This is a genomic window from Aeromonas sp. WP2-W18-CRE-05 (assembly GCF_014168615.1).
Classification (GTDB): Bacteria; Pseudomonadota; Gammaproteobacteria; order Enterobacterales; family Aeromonadaceae; genus Aeromonas; species Aeromonas caviae.
This window is the reverse complement of the sequence record NZ_AP021917.1, coordinates 80,001-105,234: the sequence shown is the minus strand read 5'-3', so window position 1 is coordinate 105,234 and position 25,234 is coordinate 80,001. Positions and strand designations below refer to the sequence as shown.

The following is a 25,234-nucleotide window of genomic DNA, read 5'->3' as shown; positions in this document are numbered from 1 at the left end:
AAATCAGAGTGCTTCCAGTCTGGCATATGCCGTCACCAACCACTTGGCGCCGACGTCGTCGAACTGGATCTGCACCCGGCTCTGCTGGCCGACCCCTTCGAAGTTGAGCACGATTCCTTCGCCGAATTTCGGATGGAGCACCCGCTGGCCGAGCTTGATGCCGCTGGCGTCAAAGCTCTGCTGCACCTCGTTCTGGCTAAAGCGGCCATATTGCGTGGGTCTACTCACCTGGGTGCGCAGCCGGATCTCTTCCAGACACTCGGCGGGCATTTCGCGGATAAAGCGGCTCGGCTTGTGGAACATCTCGCGGCCGTAGATGCGGCGGCTCTCGGCATAACAGATGTAGAGCTTCTCCATGGCGCGGGTCATGCCGACGTAACAGAGGCGGCGCTCTTCCTCCAGCCGCCCCGACTCCTCGGTGGATTGCTGGCTGGGGAACATGCCCTCTTCGACGCCGACCAGCAGCACCAGGGGATATTCCAGCCCCTTGGCGCTGTGCAATGTCATCAGCTGCACCGCGTCGGCGTATTCGTCCGCCTGATTCTCGCCGGACTCCAGCGCTGCATGGGCGAGGAAGGCGGAGAGATCGCTCATGTCCTCCAGCTCGTCCGGGCGCTGGTACTGACGGCAAGCGGTGACCAGTTCGTCCAGGTTCTCTACCCGCGCCTGGGATTTCTCGCCTTTTTCCGCCAGATACATCGCCTTGAGGCCGGAGTGCTGGATGACGATGTCCGCCTGCTGGTGCAGGGGCAGCAGGGAGACCTGTTCCTCCAGCGCGTCGATGAGATCCACAAAGCCGCGCACCGCGTTGCCGGCACGGCCGGTCAGCACCTTGTCATTGAGCAAGGTCTTGGCGGACTGCCAGAGGTTCTGGCCCTGATCCCGGGCGTTATTGCGCAGGATCTCGAGGGTGCGATCGCCGATGCCGCGGGTCGGGGTGTTGACCACCCGCTCGAAGCTGGCGTCGTCGCCACGGTTGTTGATAAGGCGCAGGTAAGCCATGGCGTCCTTGATTTCCTGGCGCTCGAAGAAGCGCAGGCCGCCGTAGATGCGGTACGGCATGGCGTCCTGCATCAGCGCCTCTTCCAGCACCCGGGACTGGGCGTTGGAGCGATAGAGGATGGCGCAGTCGGCGAGCAGCCCCCCCTTCTCTTTCCAGTCCTTGAGGCGACCGACCACGAAGCGGGCCTCGTCCACCTCGTTGAAGGCGGCGTAAAGGGAGATCGGCTCGCCCTCGGCCCCTTCGGTCCACAGCTCCTTGCCGAGCCGCTCCGAGTTGTTGGCGATGACGCTGTTGGCGGCTTTGAGGATATTGGCGGTGGAGCGGTAGTTCTGCTCGAGGCGAATGGTCTCGGCGCCCTGATAGTCGGTCAGGAAGCGCTGGATGTTCTCAATCTTGGCGCCGCGCCAGCCATAGATGGACTGGTCATCGTCACCGACTATCATCACCTTGCCGGTGTCGCCGGCCAGCATCCGCAGCCAGGCGTACTGGATGCCGTTGGTGTCCTGGAACTCGTCCACCAGGATGTTCTGGAAGCGGTCGCGGTAGTGCTCGAGGATGTGCGGTTTGTTGAGCCACAGCTCGTGGGCGCGCAGCAGGAGTTCTGCGAAGTCCACCAGACCGGAGCGATCGCAGGTCTCCTGATAGGTCTTGTAGATCTGCTGATAGGTGCGGGTGACGGGGTCGCCGTAAAGGTCGATGTCGCCGGGGCGCAAGCCCTCGTCCTTCTTGCCGTTGATGTAGCCCATCACGGCGCGCGGGGCCCAGTGCTTCTCGTCGAGGTTGAGCGCCTTGAGCACCCGGCGAATGAGGCGGTACTGGTCGTCGGAGTCGAGGATCTGGAAATCCTGCGGCAGCCCCGCATCCAGATGGTGGGCCCGCAGCAGGCGGTGGGCGATGCCGTGGAAGGTGCCGATCCACATGCCGCGCACGCCGTCGCCGATCACTTTTTCGACCCGGCCGCGCATCTCGGCCGCCGCCTTGTTGGTAAAGGTGACCGCGATGATGGAGAAGGGTGAACAGCGTTCCACCTGCATCAGCCAGGCGATACGGTGCACCAGCACCCGGGTCTTGCCCGAACCGGCGCCCGCCAGCACCAGCAGGTTGCAACGGGGGGCCGCCACCGCGTCTCTTTGCTTGTCATTGAGCCCGTCGAGCAGGGTTGAAACGTCCATCACCACTCCTGTTTATTTATACAGGCGGGGATTATACGGCCTGAGCCGCCAGAGACCAAGCCGTGAGCAGCCGGGGGCCAGCCCGCCCGCCAACGTGGCGTCGATGAGGCCGCAGGGCTGGTGCCGATGGAAGCCAGTTTTTTCATCAGAGGAGGAAAACGGTTGCGCCTAACATCATGAATCCAAACACAAATATCGATCGAGCCCTATTAATCCCGGAATTTAATTCTGCAAAAACACCATAAAACAAACACTTATAAGGCAATTTGCTTATATTTCAAACCGTTAACGCAAACGTTTTTCCTCTATGATCCCCTTGACCAACGGGCTGGCTCACTTACAGTTAGCCAGCGTGCTTTATGACCTGCCAAGACAGGTTGTGGACCCTCACATAACAATCAAGGATACGATCGTGACTAAAGTGCTCAAGCTGGCCACCGTGGCCGCCCTCACCCTCGCTGCCCTGTCCGCCCAGGCAGCCTCCGAGCCCGCCGTCATCTATGACACCGCAGGCAAATTCGACAAGTCCTTCAACGAAGCCGTGTTCCGCAACGGCGTCGAAGTCTACAACAAGGACAAAGGCGTCAAGGTCAAGGAGTTCGAACCCCAGAACGAAGCCCAGCGCGAGCAGGGCCTGCGTCGTCTGGCCAGCCGTGGCAACGGCCCCATCGTCGCCGTCGGCTTCAACATGGGTTCCGCGGTAGAGAAAGTAGCCACCGAGTTCCCGAACACCCAGTTCACCATCATCGACATGGTGGTCGACAAGCCGAACGTCCAGTCCCTCATCTTCAAGGAGCATGAAGGTTCCTTCCTGGTGGGTGCCCTGGCGGCCATCGCCTCCAAGACCGGCAAGGTCGGCTTCGTGGGCGGCATGGACATCCCGCTGATCCGCAAGTTCCAGTGCGGCTATGAGCAAGGCGCCAAGTACATCAATCCGAAGATCGACGTCTATCAGAACATGACCGGCTCCACCCCGGCAGCCTTCGCCGACCCGGCCAAGGGTGCAGAACTGGCCAAGTCCCAGTTCGCCAAGGGCGCCGATGTGGTCTATGCCGCCGCCGGCGGTACCGGCATCGGTGTCTATCAGGCTGCCAAGGACGAAGGCAAGCTGGCCATCGGTGTGGATTCCAACCAGAACCACCTGCAACCGGGCACCATGCTGACCTCCATGGTCAAGTCCGTGGGTCTGGCCGCGTACAAGAGCTGGGATGACGCCGCCAAGGGCAGCTGGAAGCCGGGTATCCAGTCCCTGGGTCTGGCCGAAGGCGGTGTTGACTGGGCGCTGGACGAGAACAACGCCAAGCTGATCACCCCGGAGATGAAGGCCAAGGTCGAAGCCATCAAGGCCGACATCATCGCCGGCAAGATCAAGGTGCACGACTACATGAGCGACAACTCCTGTAAGTACTGATCCTGCAAGTACTGAGTCTCTGCTACGACTCTCAATCCAGACCGGCCCGTACGGGCCGGTTTTTAGTCTCTACTTCATGACCCGCAAGGACTGCATCATGGACCAGACAGATCGCTATGCCATCGAATTAAGAGGTATCGATAAGCGCTTTGGCGAGGTTTACGCCAACAAGCAGATCGACCTTCAGGTTCGTAAAGGCAGCATTCACGGCATCGTCGGCGAAAATGGCGCCGGCAAGTCGACCCTGATGAGCATCATCTACGGTTTCTACCACGCCGACAAAGGCGAGATGCTGATCGACGGTAACCCCTTCAAACCCCATGGCTCACAAGATGCGATTGCCGCAGGCGTGGGCATGGTGCACCAGCACTTTATGCTGGTGAACAATTTTACTGTTTTAGAAAACGTGATCCTCGGCGCGGAAAACGGCTGGCACCTGGGCAAGAGCCTGGCGGCGGCCGAGAAACTGCTCGGCGAGCTGGCCCGGGACTATGGTCTCGAAGTGCCGCTGCACGAGAAGGTCGAGGATCTGCCGGTGGGCCTGCAACAGCGGGTCGAGATCCTCAAGGCGCTCTATCGCGGTGCCCGCATCCTGATCCTCGACGAGCCCACCGGGGTGCTGACCCCGCAAGAGGCGGATCACCTGTTCGAGGTGCTGAAAAAGCTGCGGGATCAGGGGGCGACCGTCATCCTCATCACCCACAAGCTGCGGGAGATCCTGGCCATCACGGATCAGGTCTCCATCATGCGCCGGGGGGAGATGGTGGCCCATGTCGCCACCAAAGACACCGACAAGGAGCAGCTCGCCGAGCTGATGGTGGGCCGCAAGGTGCGCCTCAAGGTCGACAAGGGCACCGCCCAGCCGGGCGAGGCCAAGCTCAAGGTCGAGGGCCTCTCTTACGTCGATGACGCCGGGGTGGAACGGGTCAAATCCGTCAGCTTCGAGGTGCGGGCGGGGGAAGTGGTCGGCATCGCCGGGGTCTCCGGCAACGGCCAGTCCGAGCTGCTCAGCATGCTCGGCGGCATTCTCAAGCCCAGCAAGGGCGGCTTCACCATCGCCGGGGCGCAGCGCCACGAGGTAAGCCAGAGCCACCCGGCCGACCCGGAGCAGGTGCGCAACTTCGGCCTGGGCCACATCCCGGAAGACAGGCACAAGATGGGGCTCATCAACCGCTTCGAGGCGAAAGAGGCCTTCATCCTCGGCTATCACCGCCGTGCCCAGTACAACAAGGGCTGGCTGCAGGACAAGGAGGCGATCCGCCAGGATTGCCAGGCCAAGATGGACAAGTGGGACGTGCGCCCGCCGAGCCCGGAGCACAAGACCGCCAACTTCTCCGGCGGCAACCAGCAGAAGCTGGTGATCGCCCGGGAAGTGGAGCAGGACCCGGATGTGCTGCTGGTCGGCCAGCCGACCCGGGGCGTCGACATCGGCGCCATCGAGTACATCCACCAGCAGATCATCGCCATGCGCGACAAGGGCAAGGCGGTGCTGCTGGTGTCGGTGGAGCTGGACGAGATCATGAGCCTCTCCGACCGCATTCTGGTCATCGCCGATGGCCGCATCGTCGGCGAGCTGGACGGCGCCAGGGCGGATGAACGCACCATCGGCCTGATGATGGCGAACATAGTTCCTGACGACGTGGCGGCAAGCCAATCACAAGGAGCCACATCATGAAGGTCACAACCACTTGTAACGGATTCGGCCTGATGATGGTCAACACACCAGTCCCCGACGATATCAAGGAGGCCCATTCATGAGCCAAGCACGTGTTCCTGCCTGGATATCCGTGGGCGTGCTGCCCGCAGTCAATATCCTGCTGGCCTTCCTGGTGTCGGCCATCCTGTTCTATTACCTCGACATCAGCCCCATCGAGGCAGCCGAAATCATGTGGTACGGCGCCTTCGGCACCGGCGAGGGGATAGGCTTCACCCTCTACTACGCCACCGGTTTCATCTTCACCGGTCTGGCGGTGGCGGTGGCCTTCCACGCCGGCCTGTTCAACATCGGCGGTGAGGGGCAGGCCTATATCGGCGGCCTCGGGGTCGGTCTGGTCTGTCTGCTGCTCGGGGACGTGCTGCCGTTCGCCCTCTTGCTGCCGCTCGCCATCATCGCCGGCGGCCTGTTCGGCGCGGCCTGGGCCTTCATCCCGGCCTGGCTGCAAGCCAAGCGGGGCAGCCACATCGTCATCACCACCATCATGTTCAACTTCATCGCCGCCTCGCTGATGGCCTACCTGCTGGTCGACGTCTTCAAGCCGCCAGGATCCATGGCCACCGAGAGCAAGGTGTTCGCCATGGCGAGCTGGCTGCCGAAGATGAGCGAGCTGCTGGCGGCGGTCGGCGTGACGGTGCCGAACAGCCCACTCAACATCAGCTTCTTTTGGGCACTGATCTGTGCGGCCCTGGTGTGGGTCTTCATCTGGCATACCCGCTGGGGCTACGAGATCCGCTCCGTGGGCGCCAGCCAGAGTGCCTCCGCCTACGCGGGCATCTCCTATCCCAAGGTGGTGATCCTGGCCATGGTGATCTCCGGCATGCTGGCGGGCTTCTTCGCCCTCAACGTGCTGCAGGGTGAGCTGCACCAGATCAAGCTCAACTTCGTGGAAGGCTTCGGCTTCACCGGCATCGCGGTGGCCCTGATGGGCCGCAACCACCCGGTCGGCGTCATCATCGCCAGCCTGCTGTTCGGCTTCCTCTACCAGGGCGGCGCCGAGCTCAGCTTCGAGTTCGGGGTTGACCGCAACATCGTCGTGGTGCTGCAGGGTCTGGTGATCCTGTTCTGCGGCGCCCTGGAGCACATGCTGCGCCCGCGCATCGAGCAGGCCTATCTGGCCTTTGCCAACCGCCCGGCCGCCCAAGTGAAAGGAGCCTGATCATGTTCGAAATGCTGATCCTGATGCTGGATGCCACCATCCGCACCGCACCGCCGCTCATTCTTGCCGCTATGGCCGGGATGTTTTGTGAACGCTCCGGGGTAGTCAACATCGCCCTGGAGGGCAAGCTGCTGGCCTCCGCCTTCGCCAGTGCGGCGGCGGCCGCCGTCACCGGTTCCGCCTGGATTGGGCTGGGGGTCGGGGTGGGGATCTCCATCCTGTTCGCCCTGCTGCACGGCTTCGCCACCATCACCCACCGGGGTGATCAGGTGGTGAGCGGCATGGCCATCAACATCCTGGCGGCCGGTCTCACCGTGACCCTGGGGCGCTACTGGTTCGATCAGGGGGGCCAGACCCCGGCGCTCTCCGGCGCGGCGCGCTTCGCCCCCATCGACCTGCCCTATGCCAAGGAGCTCTATGACGTGCCCGTCATCGGCCAGCTCTACAGCGAGCTCTTGAGCGGTCACTCCCTGCTGGAATACGTGGCCTTCGCCGCCGTGCCCCTGGCCTGGTGGGTGCTGTTCCGCACTCGCTTCGGCCTGCGGCTGCGGGCGGTGGGCGAGGCCCCGGCCGCGGTCGACACCGCCGGTATCTCCGTGGTGCGCATGCGCTACACCGCCCTCATCATCGGCGGCCTGCTGGCGGGGATCGGGGGCACCTATCTGGCGGTGGCCCAGACCGCCCAGTTCATCCCCAACATGAGCGCGGGCAAGGGCTTCATGGCGCTGGCGGCCCTGGTGTTCGGCAAGTGGCGCCCCTGGAACGCCATGGCGGCCTGTCTGCTGTTCGGCTTCCTCGACGCGGTCGCCATCCGGCTGCAAGGGGTCAGCATCGGCGATTTCCCGATCCCGGTGCAGGCCATCGAGGCGCTGCCTTACATTCTGACGGTGTTCCTGCTGGCCGGTTTCATCGGCAAGGCGGTGGCCCCCAAGGCCCTCGGCACCCCCTACGTCAAGGAGCGGGAATAGCCCCGCCCTTCATGCCATACAAAAGGCCCGCACATGCGGGCCTTTTCTTTTTCGGGCGACGGCTCAACCGATGGGCCGTACCAGGGCAGGTTGGTGGGGATCGCTGAGGCGCTCGGCCAGATAGTCCACCAGCAACCGCACCTTGGGGGAGAGGTGGCGGTTGTGGGGATAGAGGGCCCAGATCCCCTCCTCGGGGGCCCGCAGCTCCGGCAGCAGCTCGATGAGCTCCCCCCGGGCCAGGTGGTCGCTCACGTAGTAGTCCGGCAGCTGGATGATGCCGATCCCCTTGATGGCCGCATCCAGCAGAGCGTGGCCGCTGTTGCACTGAAGCAGACCGCGTACCCGCACGCTGTGGGGTTTACCGTTCAGGGTGAAGTGCCACTCGTCCCCGTTGCCCACCAGGCAGGTGTGACGGGCCAGCTCCGAGAGACTGTTGGGCATGCCGTGGCGGGCGGTGTAGGCGGGGGAGGCGCACACATAGGGTACCCGCTGCGCCAGCTTGCGGGCCACTAGGGTCGAATCCTTGAGGTGGCCGAGGCGGATCGCCAGATCGAACCCCTCGTGCACCAGATCCAGCAACTGGTTGGTGAGGTTGAGGGTCACCTCCAGCTGGGGGAAGCGCACCATGAAGTCGTTCACCAGGGGGGCGATGCGGCTCTCGCCGTAGGAGACCGGGGCCGTGATGCGCAAGGAGCCCTGGGGCACCGCCTGATGGCGTCCCACCGCCAGCTCCGCCTCGTAGAGGTTGTCCAGCAACTGGCGGCAGTGGCGAAAATAGATCTCCCCGAGTTCGGTGAGTCGCACCTGGCGGGTGGTGCGCAGCAGCAGCTTGGCCTGCAGCCTGTCTTCGAGCTGCGCCACCTGGCGGCTCACCTGGGCCACCGACACCCCGAGCTTGCGCGCGGCCGGGGTAAAGCCCCCCTGCTCCGCCACGCTGACAAATTCACAGACCCCTTCCCAGCCGAACATTATTACCTGTGTGTAAAAGTGATTTGATACTTAGCGTTATTATCACCAAATCGGCGGGAAACTACACTGGATCTCCGAACTCATTTCCGTTCATCCAACCACTACGAGGACGTCATTCATGGCACAGGTTCAGAGCATCAAGTGTAAAGCCGCCATCGCCTGGGGACCGGGTCAGCCCCTCTCCATCGAAGAGGTCGAGGTCATGCCGCCCCAGGCTGGCGAGGTGCGGGTGCGCATCGTCGCGACCGGCGTCTGCCACACCGATGCCTTCACCCTCTCCGGTGAAGATCCGGAAGGGGTCTTCCCCTGCATACTGGGCCATGAAGGGGGCGGTATCGTCGAGTCCGTCGGCGAGGGCGTCACCAGCGTCAAGGTCGGCGATCACGTGATCCCGCTCTACACCCCCGAGTGCGGCGAGTGCAAGTTCTGCAAATCCGGCAAGACCAACCTGTGCCAGAAGATCCGCGCCACCCAGGGCAAGGGGCTGATGCCGGACGGCACCACCCGCTTCTCCAAGGACGGCCAGCCCATCTACCACTACATGGGCACCTCCACCTTCAGCGAATACACGGTACTGCCGGAGATCTCCATCGCCAAGGTGGATCCGGCCGCCCCGCTGGAAGAGGTCTGCCTGCTGGGCTGCGGCGTCACCACCGGCATCGGCGCCGTGATGAACACCGCCAAGGTGAAAGAGGGTGAGAGCGTCGCCATCTTCGGGCTGGGGGGCATCGGCCTCTCTGCCATCATAGGCGCGCGCCTGGCCAAGGCCGGCCGCATCATCGCCATCGACATCAACGAGAGCAAGTTCGAGCTGGCCCGCAAGCTGGGCGCCACCGACTGCATCAACCCGAACACGTTCGACAAGCCCATCCAGGAGGTGATCGTCGAGATGACCGACGGCGGCGTCGACTTCTCCTTCGAGTGCATCGGCAACGTCAAGGTGATGCGCGCGGCGCTGGAGTGCTGCCACAAGGGCTGGGGCGAATCCGTCATCATCGGCGTGGCCGGTGCGGGCCAGGAGATCAGCACCCGTCCGTTCCAGTTGGTCACCGGCCGGGTGTGGCGCGGCAGCGCCTTCGGGGGCGTGCGCGGTCGCAGCGAGCTGCCGAGCTACGTACAGCGCTACATGCAGGGTGAGTTCAAGCTGGACGACTTCATCACCCACACCATGCCCCTCGAGCAGATCAACGAGGCGTTCGATCTGATGCACGAAGGCAAGAGCATCCGCACCGTCATCCACTACTGATCCCATGAGCGCCCCGCCCATCGATGCATGGGCGGGGCAAGGAGTCCTTACATGAATCTGGACATCATCAGCAGCAACAAGAGCTTCGGCGGCTGGCACAAGCAGTATCGCCACCGCTCCAATGTGCTGGGGTGCGAGATGCGCTTCGCCATCTACCTGCCGCCCCAGGCCCTCACCGGCCAGAAAGTCCCGGTGCTCTACTGGCTCTCCGGTCTCACCTGCACCGACGAGAACTTCATGCAAAAAGCCGGGGCCCAGCGCATCGCCGCCGAGCTCGGTATCGCTCTGGTAGCGCCGGACACCAGCCCCCGCGGTGAAGGGGTGGCGGACGATCCCGGCTATGACCTCGGCATGGGGGCGGGTTTCTACGTCAACGCCACCCAGACCCCCTGGCGGGATCACTACCAGATGTACGATTACGTCACCCGGGAGCTGCCCGAGCTCATCGAGACCCACTTCCCGGTCTCGACGAAGCGCGCCATCAGCGGCCACTCCATGGGAGGCCACGGCGCCCTCGTCGCCGCCCTGCGCGAGCCGGGTCGCTACCGCTCGGTGTCGGCCTTCAGCCCCATCAGCCACCCGAGCCGCTGCCCCTGGGGCCAGAAGGCCCTCGGCGCCTACCTCGGCAACAACCCCCTGCTGTGGCAGGAGTGGGATGCCTGCCAGCTGCTGCGCCACCACGACAGCCCGCCCCTGCCGACCCTGGTGGACGTGGGGCTGGACGACCCCTTCCTGGCGGAGCAGCTCGGCATCGACACCTTGGCCGAAGTGGCCGCCACCCGGGCGTGGCCCCTGACGCTCAACCGCCATGCCGGCTACGACCACAGCTATTACTTCGTGGCGAGCTTCATCGAGGCGCACCTGCGCTTTCACGCCAACCACCTGGGCGAACCGGCCTGAGGCTGACCCGCTCGTGGCCGCCCCGTCAGCGGGCGGCCATTCACCCGGAAACAGGAGACAAGGATGCCTCTCTTCACCACATTGCTGGCCATGCCGGACCAGTTCGAGCGGCTGCTGGCACAGGTCCCCACCGACCGTCTGGACTGGGAACCCGCCAACTGGGCCGGGATCCCCTCCGAGCGTTTCAGTGCCAGGGGGCACCTCTGCCACCTGCTGGACATCGAGGTGCTGGGCTATCAGGTGCGGTTTCGTCGCACCCTGGCGGAGAGCCTGCCGGAACTCGCCTCCCTCGATGGTTATCAGCTGGCGCTGGACCATGATTACCCCCGACAGGATACCGCCACGCAGCTCGACCGCTTTCGCACCGCCCGCCTGCAGACCGTCGAATGGCTGAAGACGGTGCCGTCCGACGCCTGGCAGCGCCGCGCCCGCTATGGCGGCTATGGGGAGGTGACCCTGGACGGTCTGGTGCGCCTGCTCGTCAGCCATGACCACCAGCACCTCGCCGGCATGCAGTGGCTGCTGATGCGCCTGAACGCCGATCTGGGCCTCGCACTCCCCCTCGAGTGAAGCGTCACCCAACAGCGTCGCATCCTGCAAAAAAGGCCCCGAGGGGCCTTTTTCATTGTTGCGGTGATGGGATCAGCTCCCCAACCGGCTCACCTGGCCCGAGCCCGCGATCTCGCTGGTCAGCGCTGGGCTGCCCCAGTAGTTGACCGCACCGGCACCGGCGATCTCTATCTTGAGCCGCGACCGGGCCCGCACCTCGACCTCGCCACTGCCGGCGATGCTCACCTCGACCTCCTCGCTGGCGAACCCGGCCCCCTTGACACCACCGGCGCCGGCGATGTTCAGCGCCATCACCCGGGCGGAGCCCTGCCCCAGATCCAGGTTGCCCAGCCCGGCGATGTTGCCCTCCAGCCGATCCAGCGTCAGCCCGCTGGCGACGATGTCCCCCGTGCCCGCCAGGGAGAGCACCAGATCATCCCCCTTGAAGTCGCGCAAGGCACCGTTGCCAACCCCCGCCAGTGCCAACTCGTGCAGCGTCGGCAGGGTGATGGTGATCTCCAGCGGCTGGGTGGGGTCGAGCCGGTAGCCATCCTTGACCTCGATCTCCAGCTTCTCCCCCTGCTCGGTGAGCACCAGATAGGGCAGCAGGTTGGCCTCCCCCTTGACCCTGAGGGTGTGGCTCTCTCCCGCCACCAGGTACAGGTTGGCGGGCACGCCCGCCAGCACCCGGGTCACCTCCCGCCCCAGGGGATGCTGCTGCTCCACCACGGCCCCCTCCCCGCGCACCTTGACGTCATCCTGCCAGCTGCATCCGGTCAGTCCCAGGGCCAGCACCACTCCCAGCATCCATTTCATCCCGCTACTCCTCGTTTCCTCTTTGCCGCACGGCGCGGCAGGTGAGTGGCAATCAGCAAACCCTGTGCCATATGGCTAACATCATGATTTATCTATCCATTTCAATATTTCGAGGCTCTAATGGCACACAACAAAGAGTCATTCAGACCACAATCTGGTCAATCTGACCACACCCGAAGGGGGGCGTTGACCCATTTTTTGGTTGCCGCCCCGGTTCGTTGAGCCAATAGTGATACCTGGTGCGTATAGAGCACTCCATCGCTGCTTCACCCGCCAGAATCAACAAGGAGTCAGAGCGTGACCCAAGCCAGCCACTCATTCGTTCATCCGGGCCTGCCTGCCCCCACCCGCACCCCGCTGCTGACCGGCGACGATCCCGACCACAAGCGCCGCGAGCTCCTCGCCTACTTCTGCCAGACCTTCGATCTCTACGACTCGCTGTTCGACTGCCTGGCCGACGAGCGGGCCTGGTTCAACAAGGCGATCCCCCTGCGCCACCCCCTCATCTTCTACTACGGCCATACCGCCGCCTTCTTCGTCAACAAGCTGCTGGCGGCCCGCCTCATCGAGAGTCGGCTCGACCCACGCATCGAGGCCCTGGTCGCCATCGGGGTGGACGAGATGAGCTGGGACGATCTGGACGAAACCCACTACGACTGGCCCACGGTGGCCGAGCTGCGTGACTACCGCGGCCGGGTACGCGCCCTGGTGTGTGAGTTCATCGAGCGGATGCCGATCGAGCTGCCCATCCATTGGCAAAGCCCGGCCTGGGTCATCCTGATGGGCATAGAGCACGAGCGCATCCACCTCGAGACCTCCAGCGTGCTGATCCGCCAGCTGCCCCTGGCCTGGGTGCGCAGCCAGCCCCAGTGGCCGGTCTGCCCCGAGGCGCGCCACGATCTCGCCGCCGTCCCCGTCAACACCCTGCTGCCGGTGGCCGGCGGCCAGGTGCGCCTCGGCAAACAGGATGCCACCTACGGCTGGGACAACGAATACGGCGAGCGCCACATCGAGCTGGCCCCCTTCCAGGCCAGCCGCATGCTGGTGAGCAACGCCGAGTACCTGGCCTTCGTGCAGGCGGGCGGATATGAAGCGCCCGCCTGGTGGGACGACGAGGGCCGGGGCTGGCGCCAGTATGCCAACGCCCGCATGCCCACCTTCTGGGTCGGCGATCCCAATGAACCCGAGCAGTTGCAACTGCGGCTGATGACCGAGCAGGTCCCCATGCCCTGGGACTGGCCGGTGGAGGTGAACCAGCTGGAGGCCGCCGCCTTCTGCCGCTGGAAGGCGGATCAGACCGGCCTGCCCGTCCAGTTGCCAAGCGAGGGGGAGTGGATGCTGCTGCGGGAGCAACTGGCCGGCGATCAGCCGGACTGGATGGAGGCCCCCGGCAACATCAACCTGGCCCGCTTCGCCTCCTCCTGCCCGGTGGATGCCTGCCCCCAGGGCAGCTTCTTCGATCTGGTGGGCAACGTCTGGCAGTGGACCAGCACCGCCATCGACGGCTTCGAGGGGTTCAAGGTGCACCCCCTCTACGACGACTTCTCCACCCCCACCTTCGACGGCAAGCACACCCTCATCAAGGGCGGGAGCTGGATCAGCACCGGCAACGAGGCACTCAAATCCTCCCGCTACGCCTTCCGTCGCCACTTCTTCCAGCATGCGGGCTTCCGCTACCTGGTCTCACGCCATCAGGAGCCCGTCATCGTGAACCCTTATGAAACCGACACCCTGGTCGCCCAGTATCTCGACTTCCAGTACGGTCCGAGCCACTTCGGGGTCGCCAACTACGCCGAGGCTCTGGCCGGTCTTGCCAGCGAGCTCTGCGGCCGCCATGAGCGGGCGCTCGACATCGGCTGCGCCACCGGCCGCGCCAGCTTCGAACTGGCTCGCCGCTTCGCCCACGTGGACGGGGTGGACTACTCGGCCCGCTTCATCGACGTGGCCCTGACCCTGGCAAGACAGGACAGCTTCCGCTACGCGGTGCCGGTGGAAGGGGATCTGGTGGAATATTGCGAGGCGCGCCTCTCCCGCCACGAGCTCGGTCGCGAGCAGAGCGAGCGGGTCCACTTCAGCCAGGGGGATGCCTGCAACCTCAAGCCCAAGTACGGCGACTACGACCTGGTGCTCGCCTCCAACCTCATCGACCGGCTGCGGGAGCCCGCCCGCTTCCTGCGGGACATTGCTCCGCGCCTTCGCAGCGGCGGCCTGCTGGTGCTCACCAGCCCCTACACCTGGCTGACCGACTACACCCCCAAGGCCAACTGGCTCGGCGGCATCCGGGAAAACGGCGAGGCCCTCGGCACCTATCAGGCGCTGCAACGGCTGCTGGCGGAGGAGTTCGAGGAGCACTGCCCGCCGCGGGATGTGCCCTTCGTCATCCGCGAGACCGCCCGCAAGTACCAGCACACGGTGGCCCAGCTCACCGTCTGGCGCAAACGCTGACGACGCGGCAAACGAAAGAGGGAGGCCCATGGCCTCCCTCTTCTTTATCCGGACCGCTTACCCCTCCTGTACCTGGGGCAGGGCCTCCTGCTCGCGGTAGCGGCGGGCCAGCACGGCGCACACCATCAGCTGGATCTGGTGGAAGATCATCAGCGGCAGCACCATGACCCCGACGCTGGCGGCCGGGAACATGACGTTGGCCATGGGCACCCCGTTGGCCAGGCTCTTCTTGGAGCCGCAGAAGACGATGGTGATCTCGTCAGCCCGCTCGAAACCGAGGCGACGGCTGATCCAGACGTTCCACCCCAGCACCAGTGCCAGCAGCACGCAACTCAGCAGCACGATGCTGGCGAGATCGTACCAGCCGACCTGGTGCCAGATCCCCTGCACTACCGCCTCGCTGAAGGCGACGTAGACCACCAGCAGGATGGAGCTTTGATCCAGCTTGCCAATGAGCGGCCGGTGGCTGTCGACCCAGCGACCGATGAGGGGGCGTGACAGGTGGCCCACCACGAAGGGCAGCATCAGCTGCACCATGATGGCCTGAATGGAGTGCCAGGTATCGACCCCCTCCCCCTGCACATTGATCATCAGCCCCACCAGCACCGGCGAGAGGAAGATGCCGAGGATGCTGGAGGCCGAGGCGCTGCACACCGCCGCCGACACATTGCCGCCCGCCATGGAGGTGAAGGCGATGGCCGACTGCACGGTGGCGGGCAGGGCGCACAGATACAAGAAACCGAGATAGATGGCCGGGCTCAGCCACTGGGGCACCAGCGGCGTGAGCAAGAGCCCCAGCAGCGGGAAGAGCAGGAAGGTGCTGGTCATCACCACCAGGTGCAGTCGCCAGTGGCCCAGGCCCGCCAGCAAGTTCTGGCGCGACAGCTTGGCACCATGCATGAAGAAGAGCAGCGCCACCGCCAGCTTGGTCAGCAGACCGAACCAGACGGCCACCTGCCCCTCGCAGGGGAAGAAGGAGGCCAGGGCCACCACGGCAATCAGCACAGAGGTAAAAGGATCCAGACGCACGGAGAGTCTCCAGAGAAAGCGCGTCCCGCACGGGATGGGGACGACAGGGCACGGGGAAGGCGTCATCAGGCGGCGACCCCGGATACGAAGGGACAAGCTTACCCCGAACACCCTGTGGTGCAAAGTTGAGCGGCAGCTTCATTTGTTTCATTTTGTTAAACGATAACGCGCATTCTCACAGCAAAACTAAACGATTTTGCCCCTCTGACCCCGGATCCGGCCAACAAAAAACGGGCGACCCAGGCCGCCCGTCTCGCTTTTTCGTTCTGCCGATCAGCGCTGGCTGGCCAGCTTGCCGTTGCTGGTTTTCTTCTCATTGCCGGCGAGCTTGCGAGCCTGCCGCTTCTCGAAGCGGGAGATCCACCAGTAGGCCAGCGCCGAGAAGACCGCGGTCATGAAGACGTTGATGAAGAAGGCGCGCACCAGATCCACCCCGGCCGGGAAGGCGGAGGCGCTCATGCTCACCACGAAGATGGCAATCAGTACCGACACCACGCCCATCCCGAACTTGCGCGACCCCATGCGGAAATCGCGGGGGGTGTCGTCATGTTTCCAGCGGAACACGAAGTAGGCCACCATGATGAAGATCGGCGGCAACATGGCGGTACCGGCGGTGAGGTTGATGGCGGTGTTCATCATCTGCTGCACCGACTCGGAGCCGAAGCCGTTGACCACCAGCATCGCGAACACGAAGACAAACTGCCACCAGGCGGCGCGCACCGGCACGCCGTGCTCGTTGAGCTGGGTGGTCTTCTCGCCGTAAACCCCCTGCGGGATCTCGGAGAAGTGGATCTTCACCGGCGCCGAGGTCCACATCATCATGGAGCCGAACATGGCGATGAACAGCACCACGCCGACGAAGCGGCCCACCATCGCCTCGGAAAGCCCGAAATACTGCGCCATGCCGGTGAAGATCTCCACCATGCCGCCGGCATAGGTGAGGCTCTCGCGCGGCACGAACACGTTCACCAAAAGGGAACCGACCGCATACATGGCGCCGATGACGATGCCGGCACTGATGATCACCTTGATGAAGGACTTCTGGCCGCCCTTCACGTCATTGAGGTAGGCCGCCGCCGTTTCGGCACCGCCCGCCGCCTGGAAGATCCAGCACATGATGCCGAGCGTCGCCCAGTTGACGGTGGGAGTCATCGCCTCCAGCGTGATGGGCTGGGCTGGCACATGATCGCCACTCAGGGCCATCAGGGCGCCCAGCACATAGATGGCGAACAGGGCAAACACCCCGTAGGCCACGATCTCGGCAATCTTGCCAAGCCAGCTCGCCCCCTTGGTGGAGATGTGGGTCGCCGCCGCAAACAGCACGATGGAGATGACTGAGGTGACCATGGGCGAGAAGCTGTACTCATAGCCCAGCATGGCGTAGGAGGCGTAGGCGATGACGTTGGGCAGCAGGGAGACGAACCAGAACAGGTTCACGAACCAGTAGAGAAACGAGCCCAGATAGGCCATCCGGGTGCCGAGCGGTTTTTTCAGCCAGTCGTACATCCCCGACTCGGAGTTTTTGTTGGCCGAGACGAACTCGGCGATGATGAAAACGAACGGGATGAAGTAGACGAGGGTCGCCAGCAGGAAGATGGGGGCGGAACTGAGCCCCAGCTCGATGTTGTTGTTGACGATGTTGCGCACGTTGAACACGGCGGCAAAGGTCATCGACAACAGGGCAAACTTGCCTATGGTGCCGCGTACGGATTCAGACATGGTGTCCTCCAGTGGACTCGCGCTCCCTGCGGGTAACGCTGTGACTCTGTGATGTGTTTGGCAAGGGTCTGTCGACCCTGCCCTTTACTCTCTTGTTATGATCGGGCCGCGTGGACGGCCTCGCTGGTGAACCGGTGCAATCTCACCACACCGGCTCGCAATATCATTCAGACGATCGGGGTGCCCGGCGCCATCGGCACCCGCGGCTGCAACAGCACGCTCTGGCTCTCGTCCGGGGTCTCGGCGCAGAGCAACATGCACTCGGATCGCTCACCGCGCATTTTGGTGGGCTTGAGGTTGGTCAGTACCACCACCTCGCTGCCCATCAGCTCCTCTTCGCTGTAGTAAGGCACCAGACTGGTGACGGTCTGCAGCGGCCGCTCGCCACCCACGTCGATCTGGACGATGTAGAGTTTGTCGGCCCCGGGGTGACGCACCACCTCCAGCACCTTGCCCACCTTCATCTCGACCCGCTTGAATTCGGCAAACTCGATCGTCTCGCTCATGCACTTTTCCTTTTCTGGTTCAACGGTTTGCGGGTGGCCAACGGCCACCCGGTTTGATGGGGTCATGACGGCTGGATGACGACCTGCGCCGCTGGCTCGGCCTCTTTCGCGCGCGCTTCGGCGCTGAGGGAGGCTTCGTAGCGGTTGTACTTCCACCAGGCGAAGCCGAGGAAAATCACGATCCCGCCGACGTTGTAGAAGACGATGGTCATGATGTCGGCGCCGGTCGGGAAGGTGGAGGCGAGGAAGCCCACCGAGAAGAGGACGATCAGCACCGAGACCACGGCGATGCCGGTGGAGCGCGAGCCCATCTTGAAATCCCGCGGCAGGTGGTCGAGCTTCAGCCGCAGATTGAGGTAGGCCAGCATGATGAACAGCGGCGGCAGCATGGAGGCGGCAGCGGTCATGTTGATGACGGTGTTCATCAGATCCTGCGCTGTGTTGGAGCCCAGAGTCGGGATCACCATCAGCGGCAGCACGATGAGGTACTGGATCCAGGCTGCACGGGCGGGCACGCCGTGCTCGTTCAGCTCGACGGTTTTCTTGCCGAAGATGCCGGCCGGGATCTCGGAGAAGAAGATCTTCACCGGGGTCGCCGTCCACATCAGCAGGGAGCCGAACATGGCGGTGAAGGAGACCAGCCCGACGAAACGGTTCATCAGGATCTCCGGCAAGCCGAAGTAAGCCGCCAGCCCCTCGAACACCTGCACCGAGCCGCCGGTATATTTCAGGGTGTCGCTGTGGACGAACACGTTGATTAACAGCGAGGCGATGGAGTAGAGCACCCCGATAAAGATCCCGGCGACGATGATCACCTTCACGAAGGACTTGGAGCCGCCTTTTACGTCATTGACGTAGACCGCCACCGACTCGGCACCACCGGCCGCCATAAAGATCCAGGTGGTGATGCCGAGGAAGGCCCAGCTGAAATCGGGGACCATGGCCTCCACCGTGATGGGGTCGGCTGGCTGCACGCCGCCCACCAGGGCCGCACCTGCCAGCAGAATGTAGGAGAGGGTCAGCAGCAGCATCAGGGACGAGGTCACCGAGGTGATGGGGCCCAGCATCTTGGCGCCGTTGGTGGAGACGTAGGTGGCAAAGGCAAACAGCACCATGCTCAAGGCCGTGGTCGCCACCGGAGTGAGAATGTACTCGTAGCCGAGGAAGGCATAGGAGGCGTAGGCGATAACCCGCGGCAGCAAGGAGGTGAAGAAGAAGAGGTTCACGAACCAGTAGGTGTAGGCGGAGATAAAGGCCCAGCGACCGCCGAGGGAGCTCTTCACCCAGGCATACACCCCCGCTTCGGAGTTTTTGTTCAGTGACACGAACTCCGCAATGATGAGGCAAAACGGAATGAAGTAAAAAATGGTGGCCAGAAAGAACATCGGGGCCGAGGCCAGACCGATCTCGATGTTGTTGTTGATGACGTTGTTGAAGCTGAATACCGCCGCGAAGGTGAGCGACAGCAGACCAAACTTGCCTATCGTATTGCGTTTGGAATCAGACATGGTGCATCTCCAGACCTGTAGTTATCTCGCGAAAGGGCGGGGCATGATGTGTAGGGTGAGCCCCGCCCTTTCGGCTTTGTCAGTGCAGAACCGGCGGCTTGTTATTTGTTCTTGAAGTAGCCGCCTTCGACGGTGACCTTGATGATCACCTTGCGCACCGGCCCGTCGCCGACGAAACGGTAGGCCTCGTCGTTCTCGAAGATCACCACCTGACCGTTGCCCACCTGCTGGCGCTCACGCACCTCGCCTGCCAGCCACTCGCGGTCTGTGGTGTCGTCATAGGCCTGCTCGACCGCCAGCTCGCTCTTGGCTGCCCACTCCACCGTCTCTTCCCCTTCCAGGTAGTAGTGAACGTCGAAGTAGCGGCGCTGCCCCTCGAACAGGGAGGTGGCCGGGCTGGCCCCCTCCTGCAAGCGGTAGGTGAGGGAGTCACCGATGGAGTGGCAGATGCCGGGCTTGAGGTTTGGCAGGTTGTTGATGGCCTCCACGCAGCGGCCCCACTTCTTGCCCTCCCGGTAGATGTTTTTGAACAGGGTCAGGTTGTCCAGGGTGATCATGCGAGGTTCCTCCCGCCGTTGATGGTGAGATCGAGCCCGGCCAGCGCAGCCGGATTGAGGTTGCCACGGGAGATGGGCAGCAGGGTCAGGCCGAAGCTGAACGGCTCGAAGCGCACCCGCCAGGAGTCCAGCACCTCGGAGCCCCAGGAGTTGGAGCCGAGCCCCAGCACCCTGTAATCCAGGTTGAGAGTGAGATAGCCACTCGGTTCCAGCTCGTTGATGTGTTGCGCCCCGTGGATGTGCTCCCAGCTGTAGGGCCAGACGCTCAGGTTGATGGGGGCATCGGGTCGCACGTAGAGACCGGCACCGTGACGATTGGTCAGGGTCGCCCAGCGCACCTGCTGGCGGTTGCCGTTGTCCTGCGGGAAGGGGTAGTGCTCCCACATCTCGCTGACTGTGCTCTGGAAGCTGTCGATCCAGTTGCTCTGGCGGCTGTCCTGATAGTTCTCGCCCGGCCCCATGCCGTAGTAGTGCACCCGGTCGAGATCCTGACGAATACCCAGCTCGAAGCCGATCTTGGGAATGATGTCGTCATAGCCGCCGTAGGGCTGACCGGACAGCGCCACGTGCAGCTGGCCGTTCGGGCTCAGGGTGTAGACGTAGCGGCAGCGCATGCCAAAGTCGAACACCGGCGGCGCGAGCAGGCTTTCCACCGTCACCTCGACCGCCTCGCCCAGCTGACGCCAGTTCAGAGTACGGAAGTGCTCCTGCATGATCTGCAGGTGATTCGGGTGCCACAGGCTCTCGTACTCCTGCTTGTGGTTGTCGATCATCGGCTTGAAGAAGGTGAGGCGCGGCGAGCGCTCGATGAGCTCGATACCGTCCTGCTGCCAGCTCACCAGCTTGCCGTCGAGGCGCGAGAAGCGCAGGGCAAAGCCGCTGCCGCTCAAGGTCAGCGCGAGCCGCTCGTCGGCAATCTGCAACGCAGTGGCGTTGGGATTGGCAAAGGGCTGCAGCTGGCGAGTCGATGCCTTCAGCTGGAACTGGTACTGGCCCAGCTCGTGCTCCGCCGCGCTGTAATGGGTGGCGGTGGCCTTGATGACCCGCAGCTGGACGAAAGTCTCCCGCCCATCTAGGGATGGCAGTTCGAGTTGCAGATCTGTGGTGGCGCCGGGGGCAATCCCTTCCAACCGGATTTGCTGGCTGGCCAGCAGTTCGCCCTCGGCCTTCACTTCGACCAGCAGGCGGATATCGTCGAGAGTGGAGAACCAGTAACGGTTTTCCAGCTCAAGCCGGCCGCTCGCCAGATCCAGCGCCCGCACCTTGACCGGGCAGATCACCTGCTTGTATTCACGCAGGCCCGGCCCCGGAGTCTGATCCGGATAGATGAGACCATCCATGCAGAAGTTGTAGTTGTTGGGGTAGTCGCCGTAGTCGCCGCCGTACTTGTAGACCGGGCGTCCCTGCTCGTCCTGATCCAGAATGCCGTGATCGCACCACTCCCAGATGTAGTGGCCCTGAATGTGGGGATGACGGTCGAACACCTGCTGATATTCGCTGAGGCCACCCGGGCCGTTGCCCATGGCGTGGGCGTATTCGCAGAGGATACGAGGCTTGGCCATCGGGAACTCGCCGAAGCAGTTCATCTGGGAGACGCGGGAATACATGGTGCTCACCACATCCACCACCTCGGCATCGCGATCCTCTTCGTAGTGCACCAGCCGGGTTGGGTCGATTGCCTTGCAGCGCTGGTACATGGCTCTGATGTTGCAGCCGTAGCCGGACTCGTTGCCCAGCGACCAGATGATGATGGAGGGGTGGTTCTTCTGGGCGTGGACGTGGCGCTCGATCCTGTCCACAAACACCGGCTCCCAGAAGGGGTCATCGGTGATGCGGCTGAGATCGCCGACGTTGGCAAAGCCGTGGGTCTCCACGTCGGTCTCCGCCATCACGAACAGACCGTACTGGTCGCACAGCTCGTAGAAACGCGGGTCGTTCGGGTAGTGGGCGGTGCGCACCGAGTTGAGGTTGTGCTGCTTCATCAGCACGATATCGCGCTCCACCCGATCCATGCCGACCGCACGGCTCTTGAGGTGGTCGTTGTCGTGACGGTTCACCCCGTGCAGCTTGAGGTAGTGACCGTTGACATGGAAGAGGCCATCCTTGACGGTGATTTCACGCACCCCGACCCGCTGCGGGATCACTTCCAGCAGATCGCCCTGACCGTTGTAGAGGGAGAGTTGCAGCTGATAGAGGTAGGGGTCTTCGGCGCTCCACAGATGGGGGTTGGCCAGATCCAGCGTGAAGCGGCAATCACACTTGCCGTCGATGGCGAGATGGTCGAGTGTGCCGCTGGCGATCTCGCTGCCCTGATCCAGCAGGGACCAGACCAGACGGTGATCACGGACGAGCGCTCCCAGATTCTCCAGCTGGATATCGCAGCTCAGGGTGGCGCTTTGATTACCATCAGCCAGCGCGGTGCGGATAAAGAAGTCCTGCACATGGGCGGCCGGTTTGCCCACCAGGTAGACGTCGCGGAAGATCCCCGCCATCCACCACATGTCCTGATCTTCGATATAGGTGGAGTCCGCCCACTGCATCACTCGCACCGACAGCAGGTTTTCGCCAACCTTGGCGTAGGCGCTGATATCGAACTCGGCGGTAAGGCGGCTCCCCTTGCTGAAGCCGACGTAGTGGCCGTTCACATAGACCTCGAAGTAGGTCTCCACCCCGTCAAACTTGATGATCACCTGCTCGCCGTCCCAGGCCGGGCTCAGCGTGAAGCTGCGCTGATAGGCGCCGGTGGGGTTGTTGGTCGGCACGAAGGGCACATCGATGGGGAAAGGAAAACCTTCGTCGGTGTACTGCAGATTGCCATGCCCTTCCATCTGCCACATGTTGGGCACGGTGATCTGGCCCCACTCGTTCATGGGGCTGTGATAGAAGGCCTCCGGCACCTGCAGGGGGTGGTCGAAGTAGCGGAACTGCCATTGGCCGCTCAGCCCCAGAAAACGGCGGCTCAGCTCGCGCTGCATGGTGGCCGCCAGCGCGTGGTCGGCATAAGAGAAGAAGTAGGCACGCGGAGTCAGCCTGTTTTCACCAACGAATTGGACGTTTTCCCAGTTATTCACATGTCCTCCCGGAACAAGGCAACGTTAACTGGGTAAACTCTAGATAAACATTTACTAAATATCAGTTCTGAACAGGTAAAGTTTTAACCTGATCACAATGAACAGATGGTTTTGTGAGCGAGATCAGAAGCGGGATATAAAGGAGAGCAAGATATGAATGAGTGGCATGGATGTTGATAGCAGTAGGCTGAATTGCAATGAAATCAATTATAAAACAATATGATATGAGTTTGCGGGAAGAGATGGGAAAGAGATTTATTTGGGAGATGTGTCGCACCACCGCAAGATGGCGCGACTAAAAACATAGGTGTTTTACTAAAATTATCGTGTAGTACCACGTAGGGTCAACTTGCTCGGTACCAGCACCCGCAGCGGGATATCCCGCTCGTCACGCAGCCGTTCAACCAGCAGGTTGACCCCCTGGGAGCCCATCAACTCGGAGTGGATCCGCACCGTGGAGAGCGGCGGGAAGGTGAACTTGGCGGTCGGAATATCGTTGACGCTGATAAGCTCGATCTGCTGGGGAATCGCCAATCCCTTCTCGTGGATGGCACGCAGCACACCGATGGCGATGGAGTCGGAGGCGACAAACAGCGCCCTGGGCCAGTCACCGGCCAGCATCTCCTTCGCCAGCTTGTAGCCGGAAGCGCTGGAGAAGTCTCCGCGATAGAGGTCGCTCTCCTGCACCACGCCAAGGCGCTGGCCATAATCGCGAAAGGCGAGTTCCCGCAGATCCGGGCCATCATCCTGGCCACCGATATAGCCGATGCGCTGATGGCCCTCGGCGATGAAGAAGTCCACTACCTGCTGGCTGATGAGTGCCAAATCAACGTCAATCGAGTCAAAATCCCCCTGAGAGCGGCAATCCACGAACACCAGCTGGGCAGACAGGCCGCGCAGCACGGCCAGCCGTTCTTCCGGCAGATGGCCGATGACCAGGATGCCATCGACGGCAGAGAGCTCACGCCCCTCGGCACCGTTGTAACAGTGGGCCAGCTCGATGTTGAGGCGGGTACACTGGGTCTCGATGCCGTAGCGGATGGCGAGGTAATAGGGATCGTTGACCTCGGTGCTCTGGGGATAGGCGTAGACAGCCAGGAGCTGCAGCTTGCTCTTGTGCACCCCTTTGCGGGCGCTGCTGGTCTTGTACTCCAGCCGCTCGGCAATCTCGAAGATCTTCTGCCTGGTCTCGTCCTTGACGCTCAGGCTGGGATCCTCGTTCAGCACACGGGATACGGTAGCAAGCGATACCCCCGCCTCCTGTGCAATTTCCTTCAACGTAGCCATCAATACCTCGCAGGCAGCATCACGTGTTCATCGGGCAACGGCTAAAGAGTAACGAGCAATCCCTTGATAGCCCAGCATTTTTACTGAAATAGAAGCAGGGAATTGCGGCGGGAGGACAGAAATGCAAAAAGGCCTCCCGCATGGGAGGCCTCTTCTGAATAGGTGCCTGACAGTGTCCTACTCTCGCATGGCGAATGCCACACTACCATCGGCGCTACCGCGTTTCACTTCTGAGTTCGGCATGGGATCAGGTGGTTCCACGGCGCTATTGCCGTCAGGCAAAAGCTGTACTGCTTGAAAATGGTGCTGATACCCAGAATCGAACTGGGGACCTCATCCTTACCAAGGATGCGCTCTACCGACTGAGCCATATCAGCACACTAACCGGTAAAGACCACGCTCAATGCGTAATCTAAAATTGGGTGCCTGGCAGTGTCCTACTCTCGCATGGCGAATGCCACACTACCATCGGCGCTACAGCGTTTCACTTCTGAGTTCGGCATGGGGTCAGGTGGTTCCACTGCGCTATTGCCGCCAGGCAAATTCTTAATCCAGAAAGCTGATGTGTATAACGACTTCGCTAGTTTGCGTTGTCATTACCACTGAATTCGTAAGTAGTTCGCTCATTCGCTACAAGGCCAGAAACACTTCTTGGGTGTTGTATGGTTAAGCCTCACGGGTAATTAGTATGGGTTAGCTCAACGTATCGCTACGCTTACACACCCCACCTATCAACGTTGTGGTCTCCAACGGCCCTTTAGGACCCTCAAGGGGTCAGGGATGACTCATCTCAGGGCTCGCTTCCCGCTTAGATGCTTTCAGCGGTTATCGATTCCGAACTTAGCTACCGGGCAGTGCCACTGGCGTGACAACCCGAACACCAGAGGTTCGTTCACTCCGGTCCTCTCGTACTAGGAGCAACTCCCTTCAATCATCCAACGCCCACGGCAGATAGGGACCGAACTGTCTCACGACGTTCTGAACCCAGCTCGCGTACCACTTTAAATGGCGAACAGCCATACCCTTGGGACCGACTTCAGCCCCAGGATGTGATGAGCCGACATCGAGGTGCCAAACACCGCCGTCGATATGAACTCTTGGGCGGTATCAGCCTGTTATCCCCGGAGTACCTTTTATCCGTTGAGCGATGGCCCTTCCATTCAGAACCACCGGATCACTATGACCTACTTTCGTACCTGCTCGAC

The 25,234-nt window shown here is 62.5% G+C and carries 18 protein-coding genes, 1 tRNA gene and 3 rRNA genes (1 of these 22 running past the window's edge); 8 read left to right on the top strand and 14 right to left on the bottom strand.

The genetic code is table 11. The features are described 5' to 3' along the window. Positions 1–3: 3 nt before the first annotated feature. Positions 4–2,175, bottom strand: a complete 2,172-nt coding sequence (gene uvrD, locus H7R73_RS00450) for a DNA helicase II (protein ID WP_103259271.1) — start codon at positions 2,173–2,175, stop codon at positions 4–6. Between the two features lie 412 nt (positions 2,176–2,587). Here uvrD and H7R73_RS00445 point away from each other — a divergent pair, with 412 nt between their 5' ends. From H7R73_RS00445 to H7R73_RS00430, 4 genes are all read left to right on the top strand, one after another. Further along, the gene (locus H7R73_RS00445; RefSeq protein ID WP_039039539.1) at positions 2,588–3,586 is read left to right on the top strand and encodes a BMP family lipoprotein; all 999 of its coding nucleotides are present in this window, start codon (positions 2,588–2,590) and stop codon (positions 3,584–3,586) included. A gap of 97 nt (positions 3,587–3,683) precedes the next feature. Then, a complete protein-coding gene (locus H7R73_RS00440; RefSeq protein WP_103259270.1) occupies positions 3,684–5,261 on the top strand; it encodes an ABC transporter ATP-binding protein in 1,578 nt (525 codons plus the stop codon). Positions 5,262–5,340: 79 nt separating this feature from the next. Further along, entirely contained in the window at positions 5,341–6,459 is a 1,119-nt protein-coding gene (locus H7R73_RS00435) for an ABC transporter permease (RefSeq protein WP_048209188.1), read from the top strand. 2 nt (positions 6,460–6,461) lie between these two features. Beyond that, the gene (locus tag H7R73_RS00430) at positions 6,462–7,427 is read left to right on the top strand and encodes an ABC transporter permease (RefSeq protein ID WP_010672471.1); all 966 of its coding nucleotides are present in this window, start codon (positions 6,462–6,464) and stop codon (positions 7,425–7,427) included. 63 nt (positions 7,428–7,490) lie between these two features. Here H7R73_RS00430 and H7R73_RS00425 read toward each other — a convergent pair whose 3' ends face one another. Then, complete coding sequence (locus H7R73_RS00425; protein WP_039039541.1) at positions 7,491–8,396, bottom strand: LysR substrate-binding domain-containing protein; 906 nt, start codon at positions 8,394–8,396, stop codon at positions 7,491–7,493. A 118-nt stretch (positions 8,397–8,514) separates the two neighbouring features. On the opposite strand from H7R73_RS00425, the gene H7R73_RS00420 reads away from it, so the two are divergent. The 3 genes from H7R73_RS00420 (at position 8,515) to H7R73_RS00410 (ending at position 11,112) form a co-directional block, all read left to right on the top strand. Beyond that, positions 8,515–9,642, top strand: a complete 1,128-nt coding sequence (locus tag H7R73_RS00420) for an S-(hydroxymethyl)glutathione dehydrogenase/class III alcohol dehydrogenase (RefSeq protein WP_010672469.1) — start codon at positions 8,515–8,517, stop codon at positions 9,640–9,642. 51 nt (positions 9,643–9,693) lie between these two features. Next, positions 9,694–10,542, top strand: coding sequence for an S-formylglutathione hydrolase (gene fghA, locus H7R73_RS00415; RefSeq protein WP_103259269.1), 849 nt, complete (start codon positions 9,694–9,696; stop codon positions 10,540–10,542). A gap of 63 nt (positions 10,543–10,605) precedes the next feature. Beyond that, positions 10,606–11,112, top strand: a complete 507-nt coding sequence (locus tag H7R73_RS00410) for a DinB family protein (protein ID WP_010672467.1) — start codon at positions 10,606–10,608, stop codon at positions 11,110–11,112. Between the two features lie 72 nt (positions 11,113–11,184). On the opposite strand, the gene H7R73_RS00405 is transcribed toward H7R73_RS00410, so the two are convergent. Next, positions 11,185–11,907, bottom strand: coding sequence for a GIN domain-containing protein (locus H7R73_RS00405; RefSeq protein ID WP_103259268.1), 723 nt, complete (start codon positions 11,905–11,907; stop codon positions 11,185–11,187). A gap of 297 nt (positions 11,908–12,204) precedes the next feature. On the opposite strand from H7R73_RS00405, the gene ovoA reads away from it, so the two are divergent. After that, entirely contained in the window at positions 12,205–14,352 is a 2,148-nt protein-coding gene (gene ovoA, locus H7R73_RS00400; protein WP_103259267.1) for a 5-histidylcysteine sulfoxide synthase, read from the top strand. 57 nt (positions 14,353–14,409) lie between these two features. Here ovoA and H7R73_RS00395 read toward each other — a convergent pair whose 3' ends face one another. The 11 genes from H7R73_RS00395 to H7R73_RS00345 all read right to left on the bottom strand — a co-directional run. Beyond that, positions 14,410–15,381: a bile acid:sodium symporter family protein gene (locus H7R73_RS00395; RefSeq protein WP_103259266.1), complete on the bottom strand. Its 972-nt coding sequence runs from the start codon at positions 15,379–15,381 to the stop codon at positions 14,410–14,412. A gap of 273 nt (positions 15,382–15,654) precedes the next feature. Beyond that, positions 15,655–17,100, bottom strand: coding sequence for an amino acid permease (locus H7R73_RS00390; protein WP_103259265.1), 1,446 nt, complete (start codon positions 17,098–17,100; stop codon positions 15,655–15,657). Positions 17,101–17,267: 167 nt separating this feature from the next. Continuing rightward, a complete protein-coding gene (locus H7R73_RS00385; protein ID WP_005342042.1) occupies positions 17,268–17,606 on the bottom strand; it encodes a tRNA-binding protein in 339 nt (112 codons plus the stop codon). Positions 17,607–17,668: 62 nt separating this feature from the next. Further along, complete coding sequence (locus H7R73_RS00380; protein ID WP_103259263.1) at positions 17,669–19,114, bottom strand: amino acid permease; 1,446 nt, start codon at positions 19,112–19,114, stop codon at positions 17,669–17,671. A gap of 101 nt (positions 19,115–19,215) precedes the next feature. Further along, positions 19,216–19,671, bottom strand: coding sequence for a beta-galactosidase subunit beta (locus H7R73_RS00375; RefSeq protein WP_043851543.1), 456 nt, complete (start codon positions 19,669–19,671; stop codon positions 19,216–19,218). Further along, entirely contained in the window at positions 19,668–22,742 is a 3,075-nt protein-coding gene (gene ebgA, locus H7R73_RS00370) for a beta-galactosidase subunit alpha (protein WP_103259262.1), read from the bottom strand. Before ebgA ends, H7R73_RS00375 begins: the two co-directional genes overlap by 4 nt. 321 nt (positions 22,743–23,063) lie before the next feature. Further along, positions 23,064–24,029, bottom strand: coding sequence for a transcriptional regulator EbgR (gene ebgR, locus H7R73_RS00365; RefSeq protein WP_041214116.1), 966 nt, complete (start codon positions 24,027–24,029; stop codon positions 23,064–23,066). A gap of 164 nt (positions 24,030–24,193) precedes the next feature. Beyond that, positions 24,194–24,308: ribosomal RNA gene (gene rrf / locus H7R73_RS00360) — 5S ribosomal RNA — on the bottom strand. Between the two features lie 22 nt (positions 24,309–24,330). After that, a tRNA-Thr gene (locus H7R73_RS00355) sits at positions 24,331–24,406 on the bottom strand. A 47-nt stretch (positions 24,407–24,453) separates the two neighbouring features. After that, positions 24,454–24,568 (bottom strand): 5S ribosomal RNA (gene rrf / locus H7R73_RS00350). A 123-nt stretch (positions 24,569–24,691) separates the two neighbouring features. Then, positions 24,692–25,234 (bottom strand): 23S ribosomal RNA (locus H7R73_RS00345); it runs 2,346 nt beyond the window's last position.

Coding starts and splice junctions, on each gene's coding strand:
- H7R73_RS00430 (WP_010672471.1), top strand. CDS start 6,462: ATGTTCGAAATGCTGATCCTGATGCTGGATGCCACCATCCGCACCGCA.
- H7R73_RS00380 (WP_103259263.1), bottom strand. CDS start 19,114: ATGTCTGATTCCAAACGCAATACGATAGGCAAGTTTGGTCTGCTGTCG.
- uvrD (WP_103259271.1), bottom strand. CDS start 2,175: ATGGACGTTTCAACCCTGCTCGACGGGCTCAATGACAAGCAAAGAGAC.
- H7R73_RS00410 (WP_010672467.1), top strand. CDS start 10,606: ATGCCTCTCTTCACCACATTGCTGGCCATGCCGGACCAGTTCGAGCGG.
- fghA (WP_103259269.1), top strand. CDS start 9,694: ATGAATCTGGACATCATCAGCAGCAACAAGAGCTTCGGCGGCTGGCAC.
- H7R73_RS00420 (WP_010672469.1), top strand. CDS start 8,515: ATGGCACAGGTTCAGAGCATCAAGTGTAAAGCCGCCATCGCCTGGGGA.
- H7R73_RS00425 (WP_039039541.1), bottom strand. CDS start 8,396: ATGTTCGGCTGGGAAGGGGTCTGTGAATTTGTCAGCGTGGCGGAGCAG.
- H7R73_RS00375 (WP_043851543.1), bottom strand. CDS start 19,671: ATGATCACCCTGGACAACCTGACCCTGTTCAAAAACATCTACCGGGAG.
- H7R73_RS00405 (WP_103259268.1), bottom strand. CDS start 11,907: ATGAAATGGATGCTGGGAGTGGTGCTGGCCCTGGGACTGACCGGATGC.
- H7R73_RS00390 (WP_103259265.1), bottom strand. CDS start 17,100: ATGTCTGAATCCGTACGCGGCACCATAGGCAAGTTTGCCCTGTTGTCG.
- H7R73_RS00435 (WP_048209188.1), top strand. CDS start 5,341: ATGAGCCAAGCACGTGTTCCTGCCTGGATATCCGTGGGCGTGCTGCCC.
- H7R73_RS00440 (WP_103259270.1), top strand. CDS start 3,684: ATGGACCAGACAGATCGCTATGCCATCGAATTAAGAGGTATCGATAAG.
- H7R73_RS00385 (WP_005342042.1), bottom strand. CDS start 17,606: ATGAGCGAGACGATCGAGTTTGCCGAATTCAAGCGGGTCGAGATGAAG.
- ebgR (WP_041214116.1), bottom strand. CDS start 24,029: ATGGCTACGTTGAAGGAAATTGCACAGGAGGCGGGGGTATCGCTTGCT.